The sequence below is a fragment of the Paenibacillus sp. YYML68 genome (assembly GCF_027923405.1).
Lineage (GTDB): Bacteria > Bacillota > Bacilli > Paenibacillales > NBRC-103111 > Paenibacillus_G.
This window is the reverse complement of record NZ_BQYI01000001.1, coordinates 2,574,434-2,593,160: the sequence shown is the minus strand read 5'-3', so window position 1 is coordinate 2,593,160 and position 18,727 is coordinate 2,574,434. Positions and strand designations below refer to the sequence as shown.

Sequence of the window (18,727 nt, the reverse complement as noted above, 5' to 3'; positions counted from 1 at the left end):
CTTATCCGCAGCTCGCGAACGATTGCTTGTTCCGCTCAATTTGGCGCACATGGACGTCGATATGGTTCGCGAACATCGTCACAAGGTCCTTCAGCGTCACCTTGCCCGCGATATTGTGAACACCCGTCCGTGCCCAGTCCTCCTCGGACAATCCTTCGAGCACAGCTGTCATCATACTGCGGAGCGATTGCAGCAGCGTCAAGTATGGCTGCATGTCGAGCTCCTGGTAGCGAAGCTTAACCGCCCAAGCGTCAGGGTCGAACTTGAAGAAGAGCTGGTTCGGCTCAGATATCACTCGTTTCATCCGATCAACCGCTACGACCTCTGCATCACATACATGAATAACGACCTCTTTGATGCTCCACTTGTCAGGAGCAGGCTTATACATCAGCAGCTCTTCACTTACGCCATCCAGCGCTTGCAGCAGCCTATTATAGCCGTCTTCATAGCTCCTTACGAGCTCCTCCATCATCCCGATCCCTCTCCCTTACACATGGTTTGAAGTCCTATGCCAGTTGTTGTGAAGCTTGAGTCACACACGCTCCGCGGCTGCGAACCACACCTGCTTCGGCTTGCCGTAACGATCGAGCTGCTGCTCCTCCATAGTCAGCACCCGCCAGCCGTCCGCCAGCAACGCTTCAAGCTGGCGCTGATCAAAGAAGCGCTTCATCATACCATCGCGTTCATACAGCTGCGGCTCCAGCTCCAGTCCTTCTCCAGCGCCATAAGCCTTGTCATGCACGGAGTTGACTCTCAACGCCAGCAGCCCGCCCGCAGGCAATACACGATGCAGCTCCTTCATCATAACCATCGTGTCCGTCCAGCGAAAATAATGCAAGCACAGATCCGCAATGACCGCAGACGCACAGCAGTCCGCAAAGGGAAGCGGGTCAAGCAAATTAAGCCGAACTGTCCGCACGTGCGGCATGCGGGCGTTCACCTGCTTTAGCGCCTCCACCGACATGTCGCACGCTATAACAGGCAGCCCGAGCTCGGTGAGGTACAAGGTGTTGTTGCCAGCACCACAACCCAGATCTACAATTGGTCTACTATCTGACGCAGTAGCACGCAGACGATCTGCATAACGCTGAAGCCATAAGTCGTATTTCACATCCTCAGGCTTCAGCTTCGCATAGATGCTATCCCAGTAAGCTCCAGACATGGCCTAGCGCCTCCCTTCCACCGATTATTTACGGATGAAAAACAGCGTAAGCTCCTCACGATTATGGAACAGCTGCTTCGCCTTCTGCAGCGCCAGCTCCTCAGATAAGTCTTCGACGACCTCGCGGATCGTCTGGAACGCCTTCTTATGCATGAGCTTGACCGTAATAATGGCCGTACCACCAGCTTGAAGCGATGGAAGCAGCGACTTGACGAGCTTCGTCATTTGCCTCGGGCTCCAGCTCATGTCGCAGACGAACAGATCGAATTGACCGTCCGCGAACTGGACGGCGTCCGCAGTCTTGCCGATATACGTAAGTCTCGGATGTCCGACTAACGAAGGATCGAGCTTCGCAGGGTCTACGGCTGTCACAGCAAGACCACGCTCCAGCAAGAGGCTCGTCCAGCCTCCGGGAGCTGCACCGACATCAAGCGCCGAGCTGTATTGGGCAAGATCCAGCCCGAACGACTGCTCCGCCTCCAGCAGCTTGAACTTCGCGCGCGAGATCTGTCCGTCCTCCCTGCGGTATCGAACAGCTCCGCCCGGCCAATCGGACAGCTGCTGCTCCGGTCGGGCAAGCCCGGTATAGAGCGATTGCCCGGTCATATAGATAGACAGCACCCAATCGGCATTACGCACGACTGGCACCGAGCCAGCCTCACGCTCCAGCAGCGCATCGAGCTCAGCCTTCAGCTCGGAAGGCGCGGGCAGACCGCTCTCACCCTCCGGCTTGCGAGCCTGCACAGCGACATTCGCACCAGCCACGAGTGAAGCGCCGCCTTGCGCGAGCAGCGTCCTCACAGCTGACGCCGCCTCCTCCACCCGACCGGACCATTCCACGTGAACCGTGGCAGGGAACAGGTGCCGCAGGAAGATCGGCTCATTGTCATTGACAAGACGTAGCACAGTCTCATGGTCGCTTCCCGTCTCAAGCGTGAACGTCTCACCCGGAGCTAACCAACCGAACCGGCAGTCAGCCCCAATGAGTCTGCGAAGCTCCTCCTGCGCCTGCTGTGCATAGCCTCGATTCGATGTACAGACGAACAACGACCTGCTCATCCAATCACCTTCATCCACGGTCGGTCCTGGAACCAGTCCAGACTTACCTGCACCTGGAACGCCTGAGAGACATGCTCTGCTGTCAGCACGTCACGCTTCGGGCCTGCCGCCACGATGCGACCTTCCTCCACAAGCAGGACGTGGGTGAACAGCGACGTAATTTCCTCGAGATGATGAGTAACATACACAATCGTACGGCCTTGCCCCGCCAGCTCCTGAATAAATTCAAGCAACCGCTCGCGCTCGAGAATATCAAGCCCCGAGCAAGGCTCATCCATCACAAGCAGCGACGGATTCGTCATCAGCGATCTCGCCAGCATCACCTTCTTACGTTCTCCCTGAGACAAGCTGCCGATCGGCTGATCCGCCAGATGCAACAGCCGCAGCTCGCGAAGCTTATCGAGCGACCGCTCCTGAACGCCAGGCGGTATCGACTCGTAGAAGCGGAGGAAGCCGAACTCCCCTGTCGCAACGACCTCCCAGACGAGGTCAGCCGGGTTCAGCTTCTCATACAGCGATTGGCTGATGTAGCCGATCCTCTTGCGCACCTCGCGCACGTCGCACTCGCCGTACGGATTGCCGAGCACCCGCACCTTGCCCCGCGATGGGAACTGGTAGCCGTTCATGAGCTCGAGCAGCGTCGTCTTACCTGAGCCGTTACGTCCCAAGATGATCCAATGCTCTCCTTGCTTAATCTCTAGTTCAACCTCACTCAAGATATGACGATGATCTCTTATAAAATGAATATTTCGCATCGATACAATTTCATCTACAGCCAGTTCCGGCATCTGTATACACAACCTCTCTCAAGATAACAGGCCCCGAGGGAGCTCAGAGCTGTTACGACGCTTAACCGCTTATACGCGACCCTTCGCAAGCTGAAGCAGCAGCTCGTCAGGCGTCGGTCCGTTATGCAGCTCGACATGCTCCGGCTTGCCTGCGTACAGCGCTTCATACATGCGACGGCGTCCCACGTCGCTGGACGTGTGGAGGTAGATTCGCCTTGCGAACCTTCCCGACAGGAGCATACCGCGTACGACCTCGAACCCGTTCGGAGCGTTCCACCCAAGGTCGTAATCCAGCGACAGCACGTCTACGTCGCATTCGTTCAGCAGCAGCAGACATTCGTCCGCTGTGCTCGCCAACGTGAAGCTGGCTGGAGGCTTCCGCCAATCGTCCAAATATACGTGAATCATCGCTCGCTCAGCTCCCATATGTAACGAATCTCAGTCTCGTGCGTTGCGCCGCGCTGCACAGGAGTTTCCAGTACGACAGGTATATTCCCCTTCGCCTTCAGCCGTTCGGATTGCAGCAGCGGAACGAAGAGCGCCTCACCCATCTCCCCTTTACCGATGGAGGCATGCCGATCCTTGCCCGCACCTCGCGGGTAGACGGAGTCGTTCAGGTGAATCGCATGCAGATGGTCCCAATAGTGCGTGTCCACCATCTGTTGCTCCAGCTCGAGCCAGCCATCTGGCTGCTGAGGCCATAGGCCGCAGGCGAAGGCATGACACGTATCGAAGCAGAATCCGACCTTGTCCGGACGCTCGCACAGACGTCTCACCTGGACAAGCTCCTCGAGCGTCGTCCCCATAACGGTCCCTTCTCCGGCCTGATTCTCGATCAGCAGCCTCGCTTCTCCCTCGTAGCCGGTCAGCACCTCATTTAAGCATTGTATAATATTTTGATAGCCTTGTAACGGGTGTTGTCCTCGATATTTGCCAAAATGAACAATAATCCCGACCGAGCCGCACGCATCGGCAATGTCGAGATCGTTGCGAAGCGACGCAACCGTCGCAGCCCGCAGCTCTCCGTGATCAGCCGCCATGTTCGTCGGATACGGCGTATGCCCGATCGAGCGGATGCCCTGCTTACGGCAATAGTCGGCGCACGCTGCCGCGTCAGCACGCTGGAACGTCTTGACGGAAAAGCTGCGCGGATTTTTCGGAAAATATTGATACGCCTTAGCTCCAAGCCTGACAGCTGTCTTCGCTGCATCGAGGTAGCCGTTGCGAATACTGATATGGCAGCCGAAGTTCATGAGCGACCTCCACCTCCGATGCTCAATGCTGACACTGGATGCAGCAGAACGATTTCTTCGAGGAGACGTCCGCTCTCACAATTGTCGCGCCGCATCTCACGCATGGCTGTCCCTCGCGGTCGTAGACACGGCACTGCTTGTCATAGCCTCCTGTTAGCATATCGCCAGCATATAACGGCATGTCCATATATCCTCCCTCGTCGGTGGCCACGGACAGTACGCGCCGCATCGAGTCGAACAGCCTCTGTCGCTCATCCATGGACAAGCTGCGCGGCGCTCTGCCCGGCTGCAGCCCCGCGTCGAAGCAGATTTCGTCGCTATAGCAGTTGCCGATGCCTGAGATGAAGCCTTGGTCGACAAGGCAGCTCTTCAGCGTCCCGCGGCGCCCGCCGAGCAGCTCCCCGAAGCGCTGCTGATCGAGCGAAGGATCGAACGGCTCCGGTCCGAGCTTAGCCATCATAGTCTGCAGCTGGCCAGGCTCCACGACGTGCAAATAGCCGAGCCGCAGCCCGATGAAAAATAGATGAAAGTCACCGTAGCTGATACGCACCTGCACCGTCCGGTCAGGCTTCTCTTCCATAGTCCCGTAGAACATGACGCCGCCGAGCATCAGATGGAGCACGAGCGTATCGCCTGATGCCATATGGAACAGCAGGTGCTTCGCCCTTCGGCCCATACTGCGCACCGTTTGCCCTCTAAGCAGCCGATCGAATCGATCCGGCTCCACATTAATCGACTTCGCCCGCGTCACCTCTGTCCCGGTAATGAGTCGGTTTACGATGAGACTGCTGAGCAGCTGACGGTAATTTTCCATTTCGGGAAGCTCCGGCATGAACGTCACTCCTTCGATATGATCTTACCCTAGATTTCCATATCGAAGGCCAATTATACAAATGATTCGTGAGTCATGACATTCAGCTACTGCTTCTCGCCTTGAAATACCCGCTGTCGCAGTCGGGCAAGCCGCTTCTCCAGCTCCTGCTGCTCCTTCGTCGGAGCCGCCGTCCTTGCCGTACCGAGCCGTTGCAGCGACTGACGTCTCCACAGAACGTCGAGCGCGCGCTCGGCGTACTCTAGAGCAGTATGAGGCTGCTTCATCTGCCGCTCGTAATAGATCGACAGCTCCACGTACGGCTCGAGCGAGGCGGTGCGGGAATGCGCAGCACGCTCCATCGCGAGCTTCCACAGAGGGACGGCGACGTCATAACGTTTTCTTTTCTTAAAAAATCGAGCCAACGGCAGCATATGACCGACACCGCCAGCTTGATCCACGGTCGCCACACGGGCTTCGTCCATATATGAATTCACCATATAATCCTCGCTGAGCGCCTCCATCGTCCACACGGCAGCATCCTCTAGACCAATCTTATCGAGCCACAATCCGTATCGGTACCATTCCTCGCGCCCGAACGACTGAATGTGCCGCCAATCCGTCTCACCCTCCAGCAGCTTCGCAAAATGTATCGCCAGCCCCGCGAGCGTCAGCACATCCCACTCGTTATGGCGGAACACACCCGCGAGCACATTCGGGTCTCTCTCAGCTAAATATTGAAAGTACAGCACTGGGGCCATCGAGCCGGGCACGTCGTCCTCACGCAAGACGCCGAGCCGATCTGACTCCACCTGTCCGAGACGGCACGATGCCAGCGTATGTCTCCACAAGCTGCGAGACGGGTACAAGAAGTCAATATGGCCCTGTGGCTCAGCCGGCAACGGCACCCGATTCATGATGAACCGATTGCGAACAATCGGCCAGTCGAACGACTTGCCGTTATAGGAGATGAGAACAGGGCGCTCCACCAGCTTCGTCTGGAGGTATTCGAGCATAGACGCCTCTTCCCCTGGATGGCGAATGAGCATCTGCTCGATCATAAAGTGGTCCTCCTCATAAAAACCGATGCCGACCATAAACGGCACATTGCCTGCACCTTGACCGAGCCCAGTCGTCTCGGTATCGATGAACAGCAGCTTACTCACATTCGTATACGTCGGCGTCTGTACGTCTTCTGATGGAGGACGCAGCTCGACGCTTACTCCTTGCGTAGCAGCGGTCGTATTCGCGGCCGCGGCTCGGCTCGAAGGCGGTGCGATGCTCGTTCTGCGCGCTGTTGTCCGCTTCGGAGCTGAGAGAAGCCGCTGCAGTGCATCCCCTCGCCCCGCAAGCTCCCCAAGCTCGGCCACACCGTGCCGATGGTCGAGCGGGAACCGCAGACGGCGCATGACGAAGTCGCCATGCTCACCCGGCTGCAGCACAGCGCCAAGTGCCGCCCATCCTAGCGCTTCGGGATCGGAAGCATCAGCAAGATTCACCTGCTGCACAATATCCGCTTCACCCTCTGTCGCTGTGCTGCTGTTCTCTCGCTCCTCCGTCCGCCCGTTCGGCTTCAGATGACGCTGCAATCGGTCGCGCAGCGAGCTCATCGCACACCTCCGTCAGAGGCGGTGAGCAGCTGCATGGCGAGCTGCTTCCCCATCAATCCGACCTCCTCGATCGGCCCGACGCAAGCAGGACAGCCGCTGAGGCAGCCACACGATGAGATGAGACGCCGTGCCTCTGCAAGCAGCTCACCGTGAACCTCATACAGCCGCTCACTTAGACCAACTCCACCCGGATAACGATCATAGAAGAAGATCGTCGGCTTCTTGTTGTGCAGCGCCTTCACCTGTGCCACAACACGAATATCGAGAGGGTCACACATGAGATACAGCGGCGCAATGTGCACGAGCACGTTCGACAGCCCGAGCAGGGCGAACTGCATGTCATTCACCGACATCGTCGCCGCGAGCTCGTCATGGATAGAGAACCAGTATGAGCTCGTATGCAGCTCCTCCTCAGGCAGATGAATAGGACCTGAACCGATGTTCTCGTGCGTATTGAGCTTGATTTTCTTAAAAATCGTCGCCTTCGCGTTCACCGTCACCTCGCCGAATTGCCGGGTCAAGCCGAAGCCGTCCGCCTCACGCATCACATGAAGCACCTTCAGCTGCACGGCGAGATTGGCGTCTGTAAAGTAATCGACATCTACCTGCCGAACGTACGCCTTCTTCTCCTCATAATCGAGCTTCTCGACCTGAAATTGCACACCCTCGTGCAAGTAGATCGCTTCCTCATGAATAAGCGTCGGCGCACTGAATCGGTCGACCTCACCGAGCACTCTCGAGCCGTTCGTCCTGTCAATAATGATGAAGTTCTCCTGAGCGGCGGAGCGAAGACTAATGTCATGCGCCGGGAACGACTGCTCCATCCAGTGCCAGCGAGATTTCACCCGATGAAGGATGCGCTCCTCCACCAGAAACTCCAATATATCCTTCAGCGTCTCTCCACCGAACTGCTCGTTCTCCTCGAACGGGAGCTCGTATGCTGCGCATTTCACATGATCGACCAATATGATCAGGTTGTCCGGCTCGATCAGCGCACGCTCAGGCGGCCGCTCGAAAAAAAATTGCGGATTCTGGATCACATATTGATCCAACGGATTGCTGCTCGCAACCATGAACGTAATTGAGCTCTCCTGTCGCCTTCCCGCGCGGCCCGACTGCTGCCAGGTGCTCGCAATCGTGCCAGGATACCCGTTCAGTACGCACGCCTGCAGCTGTCCGATGTCGATGCCAAGCTCAAGTGCATTCGTGCTCACGACGCCGCGAATTTCACCATTGCGCAAGCCCCGCTCAATCTCTCGACGCAGCTGCGGTAAATAACCGCCCCGATAGCCGCGGATCGTCTTCGGACCAAGCTCATGCGCGACCAGCTCCTGCAAGTAGGTGAGCAAGATCTCGACGCGTACCCGACTGCGTGCGAATACTATTGTCTGAATGCCTTGCTTGAGCAGCAGACCGGCGAGCTTGCGCGTCTCGAGTACGCTGCTCTTCCGAATGCCGAGCTGCTCATTGACAACAGGCGGATTATAGAAGACAAAGTGCTTCTCACCGGACGGTGCACCGTTGTTATTCACTAGCGCACATTCCTCGCCGATCAATCGCTCCGCATGCTCCTTCGGATTATCTATCGTCGCTGATGCACATATGAACTGCGGATTCGAGCCATAGAAGCGGCATATGCGCTTCAGCCTGCGGATGACGTTCGCCACATGGCTGCCGAATACACCCCGATAGGCGTGCACCTCGTCGATCACAATATACTTGATATTCTCGAACAGCTTGACCCACTTCGTATGATGCGGCAAAATCGCCGAATGCAGCATGTCCGGGTTCGTCACGACGATGTGACCTGCATTGCGGATCGCCTGACGCACTGTAGGCGGTGTATCGCCATCATACGTGTGCGTCTTCAGATCAGCCTCCATCGTCGTGGCTAGCTCCTGCAGCTCGGCCACCTGATCCTGAGCGAGCGCCTTCGTCGGGAATAAATAAAGCGCCCGCGCACTCTCGTCCTGCAGAATGCCTTGAACGACAGGTAAGTTATAGCATAGCGTCTTGCCAGACGCGGTCGGCGTCACCGCCACGACGTGCCGTCCCTCCTGCACCCGTCGGAACGCCTCCGCCTGATGCGTGTACAGCTGGCTAACGCCGCGCGCCCTCAGCGCATCCGCAAGCTGCGGCAGCAGCTGTTCAGGAAAGCACTCATAGCGCCCTTCACGGGCGGGTATCGTATGCCAGTACGTAACCTGGCTCATCATTTCGGGTGTTGCTCGAACAAGCTCGAGCAGTTCGTTCATGGAAGCTACCTTGCCGGTTAATCGGTTCACGGCGGAGATCGCCCCTTCCTTCTCATCCAACGTTTCCTTCATTATATCGAATGCATGTTCGGTTTACAACCGCTATGCAAGACCAATTCGCGGCCATCACTTACAAGTTTCTAGATACTAAATAACCGCCTCATCAGGGAGCGGTACGATTAATGCCGAAGCTGATTCACGATCACGTCGAAAATATGATCCCGTATCGTAATCGGCACATCGTAAGCTTGAACGTAGCCATTCGACCAAGTGACGGTGAAGCGGAACGTCTGTCTACCCTGCTCCAACACCTTCGTATGGTCGGTATTCAGTAGCAGCCCCTCATACGATACAAGGGCATGGACGTTGCGAGACAGCTCAACCACCTCGCCTGTTGACAGCAGCTCAGCAGTAACGGCTAGTGGCTTCGTCGTACTATTGCCTGTTTGCGTCACATCCACTGTCAGCACGAACGCCTCTCCGGCCCAAAAGTCTGAATAAGCTCGCTCCAGCTGCGGGAATCGGGCATTCCACGATTGCCTGTAGCTCTCCCAATCGGGTGTATGGTGCACCGCACCGATTAGCTCCAGCGGCAGCACGACGTAGCTGTACGTCCGCTCGAACACACTGCCGTGCTCATCGGTCACGTGCAGCCTGAGCACAGCTGGTCCCTCGGGCAATGGACCATCGATGAAAGTTAAAGTGCTGCCCGAGTCGACAGCAGTCCACTCCTTCAGTCGAGCGTACGCCCCGCCTCGAACGCTCTTCTCCACGACGACCCGCAGCTTGCCCCCGTCCGGGTCTGTTACCATCACCGTAAATTCCGGTGAATCGTACTCATAGATCGGCGATGGGATCTGCAGCTGACCCGTTGGAGGGCGGTTAATGAGCATCCACGCATCCGGCGACCAAGGCGACTCCGAGCCGTACTGATCCCACGTCTTCACCCGCACGCGTAGCTTCTGCCCAGCTGGCAGCTCCGGACCAAACGTATAGCTCATCGTCGTGCTCGTCGTCCCGACACAAGCGCCTCCACTTGCAGCTTGGCATATTTGACCGCTATCCTGATGCATCACCGTATTCGCCTCATTTCGGACCTGCAGCTGCATGTACATGAACGTCGTCCCCGGATCCGGGTCAGCTTGTACGAAGGTAAGCTGCGGCCTCGTCGTGTTGAACACGGTCGGGTTCGCATGTGTGCCGCTCGGCTGCTGCATATACGCCGTCGGCGGGGAATTCGTGACCATCCAGCCGATGCCGCTCCACGGCGAAGCCAGATTTCCGTCATCCTTCACCTGTACTTGTACCTGGTACTTACGCCCCATCGTAAGCGAGCCGTCCATCGTCCACGCCCAAGAACCGTTCGTCGTGTTCATCGACTGATCCGTCTTACACTCGACGCAGCCGCCCCACTCATCCTTGATCTCGAGGTTGAACGTACTGAACGTCGTCCCCGCATCTGGATCACTCTGGTTCCAGCGGATCGTCGGCTTCAGGCTGACCGGCGTCGGATTGACGAGTGTCCCTGTCGGATAAGTCAGCGTCACCGCTGGCGGATTGTTCGGAGCAGGCTCCACCCAGATCGGCACCTCGTACCATTCGCTCCAGACCCCGTATTCGTCCTTCACCGCCTGACGAACCGTATACCAGCCCGATTCACCCGGACGCGTCAGCTGCCCTTCTACAGTCATACCGCTCGGCGTCGTGTAGTTACGCTGGTATTCCGTAATCCCTCTTGTCGTACGGTAATTGATACCAGTAGACTCCGTCGAATAGTTCGTCGCGCTTAACCATCGATCGGGGTCACGGCTCGCGTCCGTCCAAGCAATCGTCTTGTCCGCCCGAACAGCTAGTGTAAACTCCGAGATCGGGCGGCGATGAATCGTCACATACGTTGTCGACAGGTCAGAGTATTTACGGTATGACGCGAACAAGTCGTTCGAGTATTTGTACCCCGGTGGCGCCGGATCATCCGGTAGCTGGTAATCAATCTTGTACGTCCCGACCTTGTCCAGCACCGCATGCGGCGACGTGACGGTCTGTCCATGCATGGACGACAGCCCTGAGTACCCGTCCCCTGCATCGAGGAACTTATTCGGCTCAGTGTGCGAATACGTCCATTTCGTCAAGCTATCAATCGGCGGATCGTTCTCGAGATCGGTATATTGCTTCAAGTAACGAAGCGCCGTCCCAACGACGCCGATATTTTGCAGCTGGCTGCTTGTGCCTAAGTATGTACTGATCGTGAAACTCTTCAGAACCGAATAAGGAACCTCCGAGTAAATTCCGACTTGTCCGCTTGCAAATGCAGAGTCTGTCACATCAAGGAGCGGAACCCCTCCAACATAGCCGCGTAGTCGTGTACCGTTCATCTTCACCTTCACATCGTAATATACGCGGTACGAAAGGCTATTGGCTACCTCCTGCAACACCGTTCGATTGCCATTGACAACCTTGACGATCCGAGTAACTTTCGGAGTAACTTCCATTCGATACATGTTACGGTGATCTTGCCTGCGAAATATTAAACCAGCGGATGCAATATCTGAGAAATTGTTGTAATTGAATTTTAGTGACATCGACAGTTCGCCATTAACAACACTCTCGGTGTCACTGTACAGATCACCATACGTATACCCAGTGGAGTTCGAGTCTGGAGCTGAGTTCACGATCTGCATATACGTACTAGAGCTTGTATCATCTGAGCTTCCTCGTTGATCGGTTTGTTGGACTAAAAATTTACCATCGCCGAAGGGAACTAATGTTGTACCGCTATTCCCATAAGGAATAAATACTCTTTCGCTTGGAGAGAATATTTTCTTCGCCTCTAAATCAAGCACAGTAAGATACCCTTGGGATATAACAGTTATTTTTCGGTCTGCGTTGAATGTAACAGTAGGACTTACCCTAAAATCACCAATACCTAAATCAGAATCAGAAGTTAGTACTGTGGATATTGGCTCTTCGGTTTTATGCCAGCTGTTTTTATCTATATTGTATATTAGAAGGTACTGCGAAAAAGATCTCTGATACCCGACGTTAGCATCTTGAACCGTGTCTGAAAATACAAGTAACTTATCAAAAGCAGTCACATAAACTCGACCAGAAGGAACTGGGACATCACGCAAATGTTTCCCACTGTTGTTATCAATTATCTGCATATTAATGCCAGAAGACACGTGATTGGTATAGTAATATCTAGGAAAAAGCACAAGCCTCTGATTGTCTCGTGTCACATGCATCGGCTTAAGAGAGAGCTTCCCCTCATGATCAAACGCACCCTTGTATTCCCATATCAAACTTGATCTATCTGCAGTTTTCTTTTCTAGAACTTTTCTCCCCGAACGGCGATCCTCAACATAACTGAACACGTTGCCGGAGCTGTCTGTTAACATACCACTCGTTTCACTGTAGTGGGTTCTCCAAGAATAATCGTCGCTGTCCCAATACGTTATTGTGTAAGGGATCGCGCCCATTTCTAGTCCGTACGCTTTCTTCTTTTCAGGCGGATTAAACCAATAAGGTTCTGGGGGTGGTCCAGGGTACTTGTAGTTAGGGCTGTATATGGAGTTGTCCGGGTACTCGAAGCGATGTTGTTTTCTGTAAACCGGTATCGCCTTAGCTGTAGCGCTCCAAGCAGACTTCCCCTCTAGAGCATCTCGCTCAAGGTCTGAGATTCGAAAGACTACATCGTCTATAACGATCGGAGTACTAGAACTGTTACAAGTACAAAAGTTATCCGCCCTAATCCAAATTAAATCGTTCTCATTGTCGATGCCCTCTATAAAGAATTGATTTTCATTAGCGCCACCACTAGCACGATTCCAAATAGGGCTGATGCTTTCTCGTAGAATATTAGTGAACGTCGAACGTCCATTGTTAAATAGAACGGGGTTAATCATTTTACGAATATCAGAGCAAGAGTCGTAATACCAGTTCGTGAATCCGTGATAAAAGAATATGAAAACAAGAGAAAAATAGAGGGAATCCAAGATTTTGTGTCGAAATTAAAGGATTATAACGATCCAATACTTTCACCAATGGGGTGATTGGCTTGAAGTTCGAATTCGTCCAATCTAATGAGTACTTAACCACACATACCGGGTTAACCGCTATTGGAGCTTTGCTAGCAAAGACTAATCTCGGTGCACGTTTGAATAAAACGGTATTGCCCGAGAACCCGAATCCAGATATCTCGAATGCTGATGTGATGAAAAGCTACTTGGGTCTGCTCTGCCAAGGCAAGAGCGACTTTGATCATATTGAGCCATTCCGGCAAGACGATGCGTTCAGCATCAGTCTTGACATTCGCGATGTTCCATCTAGTCCAACCTTGCGCCAGCGCTTAGATATGGCGGGTTCGTCGATATGGAAAGATATTGTGCTGGAAGAGTCGGCGGACCTGTTACGCCGAGTGGCCGCCCCGCTTACGGGTGTTGATCTTCTTGTCCTGGGCGAGAAGGAACGGACTACGTTGTTGCCGCTCGATATCGATGTGTCTCCCTTTGACAACTCCCGCACGAAAAAGAAGGCGTATCTCGCACCTACAAAGGCCATGATGGTTTTGCTCCGATCTTCTCTTACTTGGGCAAAGAGGGCTACGGCGTCCATGTGGAACTGCGTGAGGGCAGCGTGCATTGCCAGAAGAACACGGATGAATTTTTGAAGGCCAGCATTCAATATGCACGCCGAGTCACAGACCGTCCGCTCCTTGTTCGAATGGATGCAGGCAACGACTGCTTGGCGAATCTGAAGGTCTGTCACACTCAAGAAACTCGTGCCGATTACATCATCAAGAAAAATCTGCGAAGAGATCCAAAGGAGACGTGGCTCTTGTTCGCACAAGATCTGGGCATATGCTGCGAAGAACGCGAAGGAAAGAAGGTATACATCGGGTCGATGCTCATTCGTGAACAAGGATTTGACGAGCCGCTGCGTCAAGTGTTTCGTGTCATCGAACGAACCATAAGCCGTGAAGGTCAAATCTTCCTCGTTCCTGAGATCGAGGTCGAGGTGTACTGGACTTCCTTGCGTTGCTCGGCTTGGCGGGTCATTGAACTGTATCGCGATCACGGCACCAGTGAACAGTACCACAGTGAGATCAAGACAGACCTTGATCTGGAACGCTTGCCCGCTGGCAAGTTTGCAACCAACAATCTCATATTGCATGCGGGCGTGTTCGCATACAATATGCTTCGCTTGATGGGGCAACTCAGTCTGCAGATTCCCGACTCTCCGATTCGAAACAATGTTGGCCGCAGACGGATTCGCACGGTCATTCAGAATATGATCTACCATGCTTCACGACTCGTAAGACATGCTAGGCAAGTCAAATTCGCATTTGGAACGCACAGTCCTTGGTTTCAAACGTTGCGACGTGTGTATCTCACCATCCTAACCACTTGAGACTCAATGTTTAATAGGGGTGTATACGCCTTCACGCGTAGGCGTGTTTCAACATGTGCTTTTTTTGTCCACGCGAGGAAGTTCAATTGAAATGCTCATTACCTTGATGCTTTTACCATTTCCCTACAGTCACGAGCGGGCTGTCACGGATTCACGCAGTTATTACAGTACCAATACTTGCCAATCTTTTTAAAGTCATCTCCTGTAACGGCGCGGTACTGACTATAATTAGGAGTTGGAGTTTCAATAGCATTTTCCGCCTGGTTATATACATAACCTTTCATTTCGGACATTTGGTAAGTGCTTGAGCTTTTCCAAGCCGCACCAAGTAAATCTGCCGAAGAAATTTGCTTTGTTTCAATCTTAGGTGGTTTGTAGTTATCCCCCTCGATGTAGAAGGAGGCTTCGGGCGCATCGTTAACGATCTCAAAGATGAAGTCCTTCTGTGCCCACTTCGCCATAGGCGTAGCTTCCTCCATATAAATCCTGATCCGATACTTACCCACCTGTGTCGCCGTGTACTTGAAGTACCCTTGCGCATTGAGCGGCATGCTTAGCGGCGTTTCGTCATCGTAGGAGCCGTTGTTGTTGGAATCATATGCGAGCGTTATCGTGTGCTTCTTAATGGGATCACCGTCCGGGCTCTTGGATAGATCTCGGAATGAAAGCTCCTTGTTCCGAATTCCGTAATTCGGCTGCTCAAGCAAGATGTCAGGAGGCAGATCCGGCAGAACGTTCAGTATGGCGTGAGCCGGCTCCTTCGAGCGCAAGCCCGTGTTATCTGTCACATCGAGCTTAATCGGGTAGTCCCCTGCTGTCGGATAGAGGGGTAGCTTCGTCCCGTGCCAATCGCAGCTGGCGATCCACCTGTCCCTATGTGGGCTCTGGCTGTTTGCACAGCTAATGTCGGGAGTATAGGGACGTCCTTCCACCACCTTAGGCGGCAGCGTAATGATTGGATCAGGGTTCTCCTCTCTGACGACCAAGGTGACCGATTTGGGCCCAGAGGTACCTCCTCTACCGTCAAAGGCAGTAACCATGATCGTATGTGTACCGAGCTCGGTCGCTCTAATGCCGTTGAAGGAGGTATCATAGGGATATAATCCTCTACCCTCTCTCTCATCACCCAGCCAACGAATCCACGAGCTGCTACTTCCTGCAAAGTCCCAGTAATATTGAATCGTATCACCGTCCGGGTCATAGGGCGTACCGTTATCACCAAGTGCCTCGATCTTCGGCCGTGTAACCGGTCCGAGACTGACCATTTCCCCAACTGTTACGACCTGCGCTTTGTCTGCGTAACCGTTGTAATAGTAGGAATAAAACCAGGAAGGCTCGAACTCCGGAGGATGGTTGTCTGGGTCTGAGACGACGACGAAGCTACCCGGCCCGAACGTCTTCTTCGAGCCGCAGGTCGTGGTGATGTCATACTGCACCGTCACCTGACCCGTCGAGACGCCGTTATATGGACTTGCAACGAATTGACTCGAGAACGTCCCAGACTTGTCCAGCTTGTACGACTTGCTGTGACCGCTCTGCGAGTAGATGATCGTACCTGTCGCCAAGCTGCAGCTGTTCCCGCCCGATACGGTCACGTTGCGCAGCCACGTGTAGTTCAGCTCGCCATACTTAACGGTTGGCTTCTCGACCTCTAATGTGCCAGTAATGACCTCAGGTCCGGGAGGAGGATTACCGCCACCGCCGCCAGGCTCGCACGTAGCTTGGGGCTTCACATGGAACGTCATCACATTATCGGCATGATTCGTCTCGCTCGGAAGCTTATCGATGCTGATTGTAACGGATTGATCGGAGTAGATCGTATGCGAGAACGATTCCGTCTTCTTCGCGCCGACCGCGAGTCCGCTATAGTTGAACGTTCTGATTACAGATCCATCGATCCGAACCTCCGTCTTGAACGGAGTCGTTACATCCGTCGTCCCGTCGTTGGTAAACGAGAACGAATAGCTCTGCGAAACGCCCCTCGGCACACATACCTTCTCCACCACCGAGATCCCGCCCAGGTTCGGCTTTGGATTAACCTCTGGTTCATAGGTAACGCGGACCCTGTTCGGATACTTGTACGTCTTGCCGTAAATATCGAAGTCGAAGCTGCCAAAGTAGACCATGAGCTTCGCGCCAGAAGCAGCTAGATTTTTGATGGCTGGATTGGGTCCGGGTTCGCTTGTTGGATAAGCCATAAAGTCTTGCTCATATTCTATGGTGAACGATTCCGTGCTGTCCCCGTTCTTTTTCAAGCGGGGGTTGTAGATGCGGTTAGGGCCCGATGTTCCTTCGCTGATTCCTTTTGTTCCTTCAGGTCCGTTAACATCAATGTCTTTTCTAACATTAGGCGTGCTAAAGCCTGTAACCTCTACAACAGTACTACTAATCTCCGTATCTCCGACTACTGTCTTATATGGCTGCGTCCTCGACACGTTGAATGTCACGATTGCAGAACAGCCCGGAACCTTGGGCATATTGTACTCGTCCTTCGTCGCAGAGCCGCATAGCTTCGGATCGGTGGGCTTCCCTTCATTGGCATACCACCTCTTCTCCGGGCTGGATTGACTGTATCGATACCAGGCAAAGTAGGTTGGTGTTTTATCGTTTTCTTCAGAAGCAACATCAATAATCAGACTATTTACATCGACTGGCCCCCACCAGCTGCCGTATCCAATAGGTGTAGTTAGAGTACCAGCCGGCTGGTTATCCCGTATGAGCTCTACCTGTTTAATTTTCATCCCACTGATGCCCTGTATATCTGCAATCGGCCTCGCGTCGCCCTGTAGCGTAGCTTGAGCTGAATAATATCCTTGATACCCGGCTTGGGCGACTCCCCCATAATTGAGGTCATATTCTTTTGTTGTTTCCCCAGCAGCTTGAGCAGAGTTTATAAGTCGCTCGACAATGTAATCTAACGGGATCAGGCCCGTGATCATCAAGGTCAAGCACAAATGGACAACGATTCTTCTCAGCACGTTATTCATCATGCTCGCTCCATCCTGTTATTTCACATAGAAGGGTGAAATCACGGTAACGATATCTTGTGCATGTGTGCGATTAGGAGGTATTGCAGGAGCGTGAATTTCAATTGACATTAATCGTCGTGTACTCAATCCATCTTTCGGTATAATAACTGCATTAGCAGACGTACCGTCTGGCTTAAACAGCCTCGCACGTGTGTTTAAAACACCTTCACTTAACGCAGTATCATCTGGTGCATTAATACCACTCACATACATGATTGGTGGACCTCCATGTCCGGTTCCGTATTTAGACGTATCTTTGTTGTACTCCAAACTCCTTTCAAACACGATTCCATAGCTCTTCCGATTGTCCCTCACATAATGAAACCTATCCCCCGCCCCCCACCACAGCAGCTCATTAACATCCCCCAGCAGATTCAAATTCGGATCATTCGGATCCTCGAAGTCGATCGCAATAATCCGATCCACCGAGCCTTTATACAAGCCGTCCGGTGTCTCCATCACCATCTTCGACGTATCCCACTTGTTGTACTGGATTCCTCCGAATATGTCCGGCATGACCGTAAATATATTCGTCTTCAGATGAGCGAGCTCCGCATTAGCCAGCGCGTACTTATCGACCTCGAGCTTCTCACCGTTCTTCACTCGCAGAATCCGATCGATGATCGTCACAGATTGCGCACGCGTCGTCGCGGCCTCCAGCGCCAGGTCGCCCCTTGCCATCCCTTGAATCAACCCGGTCTTCGTCGCAAGATACATAATGAGATGATCCTCAGGGTTGTACTCCTTCACCTGGAGCCCGCTTTCCACCGACCTCGCCGCGATCCGCGCCATCTCCAAGCGACTAATCGGCGCATTCAAGTCCCCGCCGTTGAAGTCGCTGCTGTGGCTAATCCCGGCCTCCTCCGTTGCGGCTACATACGCCTTATACCAATCCGCACCTTCGCCAGCCTTCCCAATCGGCAGCTTCAGCGCCTGCGCTGCCATCTTAATGAACTCCGCACGTGTCACCGACGCATCTGGGCGGAACGATCCGTCCGGGTAGCCGTCGACGATGCGAAGCTCGAGTGCATTCCGTATACCTGACTCCGCCCAATGACCACTCACATCTCCGAACAGTGCCGTAGCCGAATGGACAGGCTGCGATACACTTCCCCCCATCCCCATCGCGCAACAGATCATCAAGGCAGCTGTACATTTCAACACGTTCATCCTATTCATCTCGTATCGCTCCTCATGTATAGTCATCGCTAACCTACATTCATCTTCTCAATATCGAACAACAACCATCGACAATATTTTAGTAGATCCCCCAATTACCTTCAATTGTTTTCTTCCAATTCCTAATCCTTCCTATCACGAAAAACAAAAACCTCCCTAATCACCGTAGCAAATA

General features: G+C 53.7%; 12 protein-coding genes and 1 pseudogene. 1 reads left to right on the top strand and 12 read right to left on the bottom strand.

Annotation, left to right across the window (positions count from 1 at the left end):
- Position 1 precedes the first annotated feature (1 nt).
- The 10 genes from PAE68_RS11890 to PAE68_RS11845 form a co-directional block, all read right to left on the bottom strand.
- Entirely contained in the window at positions 2-472 is a 471-nt protein-coding gene (locus PAE68_RS11890) for a DinB family protein (RefSeq protein ID WP_281887272.1), read from the bottom strand.
- Between the two features lie 60 nt (positions 473-532).
- On the bottom strand, positions 533-1,162 hold the full coding sequence (locus PAE68_RS11885; protein ID WP_281887269.1) for a class I SAM-dependent methyltransferase: 630 nt from the start codon (positions 1,160-1,162) through the stop codon (positions 533-535).
- Positions 1,163-1,186: 24 nt separating this feature from the next.
- Positions 1,187-2,221 (bottom strand): SAM-dependent methyltransferase, encoded by a 1,035-nt coding sequence (locus PAE68_RS11880; protein ID WP_281887267.1) that lies wholly within the window; start codon positions 2,219-2,221, stop codon positions 1,187-1,189.
- Positions 2,218-2,985 carry an ABC transporter ATP-binding protein gene (locus PAE68_RS11875; RefSeq protein ID WP_281891041.1) on the bottom strand — a complete coding sequence of 256 codons (768 nt, stop codon included), beginning with the start codon at positions 2,983-2,985 and terminating at the stop codon, positions 2,218-2,220. The genes PAE68_RS11880 and PAE68_RS11875 overlap by 4 nt, the downstream gene beginning before the upstream one ends.
- Positions 2,986-3,078: 93 nt before the next feature.
- Positions 3,079-3,417, bottom strand: coding sequence for a cyclic-phosphate processing receiver domain-containing protein (locus tag PAE68_RS11870; protein ID WP_281887265.1), 339 nt, complete (start codon positions 3,415-3,417; stop codon positions 3,079-3,081).
- Positions 3,414-4,262 (bottom strand): deoxyribonuclease IV, encoded by an 849-nt coding sequence (locus tag PAE68_RS11865; protein WP_281887263.1) that lies wholly within the window; start codon positions 4,260-4,262, stop codon positions 3,414-3,416. Before PAE68_RS11865 ends, PAE68_RS11870 begins: the two co-directional genes overlap by 4 nt.
- A gap of 22 nt (positions 4,263-4,284) precedes the next feature.
- On the bottom strand, positions 4,285-5,094 hold the full coding sequence (locus PAE68_RS11860) for an Fpg/Nei family DNA glycosylase (RefSeq protein ID WP_281887261.1): 810 nt from the start codon (positions 5,092-5,094) through the stop codon (positions 4,285-4,287).
- A gap of 86 nt (positions 5,095-5,180) precedes the next feature.
- Positions 5,181-6,683, bottom strand: coding sequence for a ribonuclease H-like domain-containing protein (locus tag PAE68_RS11855; RefSeq protein ID WP_281887259.1), 1,503 nt, complete (start codon positions 6,681-6,683; stop codon positions 5,181-5,183).
- Positions 6,680-8,968 (bottom strand): DEAD/DEAH box helicase, encoded by a 2,289-nt coding sequence (locus tag PAE68_RS11850; protein WP_281891039.1) that lies wholly within the window; start codon positions 8,966-8,968, stop codon positions 6,680-6,682. The genes PAE68_RS11855 and PAE68_RS11850 overlap by 4 nt, the downstream gene beginning before the upstream one ends.
- Before the next feature lie 149 nt (positions 8,969-9,117).
- Entirely contained in the window at positions 9,118-11,436 is a 2,319-nt protein-coding gene (locus tag PAE68_RS11845; protein ID WP_281887257.1) for a glycoside hydrolase family 78 protein, read from the bottom strand.
- A 1,556-nt stretch (positions 11,437-12,992) separates the two neighbouring features.
- Here PAE68_RS11845 and PAE68_RS11840 point away from each other — a divergent pair.
- Positions 12,993-14,344, top strand: a pseudogene (locus PAE68_RS11840) (IS1380 family transposase).
- A gap of 143 nt (positions 14,345-14,487) precedes the next feature.
- Here PAE68_RS11840 and PAE68_RS11835 read toward each other — a convergent pair.
- Together PAE68_RS11835 and PAE68_RS11830 are read right to left on the bottom strand one after the other, a co-directional pair.
- Positions 14,488-17,334 carry a hypothetical protein gene (locus tag PAE68_RS11835; protein WP_281887255.1) on the bottom strand — a complete coding sequence of 949 codons (2,847 nt, stop codon included), beginning with the start codon at positions 17,332-17,334 and terminating at the stop codon, positions 14,488-14,490.
- 15 nt (positions 17,335-17,349) lie between these two features.
- On the bottom strand, positions 17,350-18,552 hold the full coding sequence (locus PAE68_RS11830; protein WP_281887253.1) for an S-layer homology domain-containing protein: 1,203 nt from the start codon (positions 18,550-18,552) through the stop codon (positions 17,350-17,352).
- Positions 18,553-18,727 lie beyond the last annotated feature (175 nt).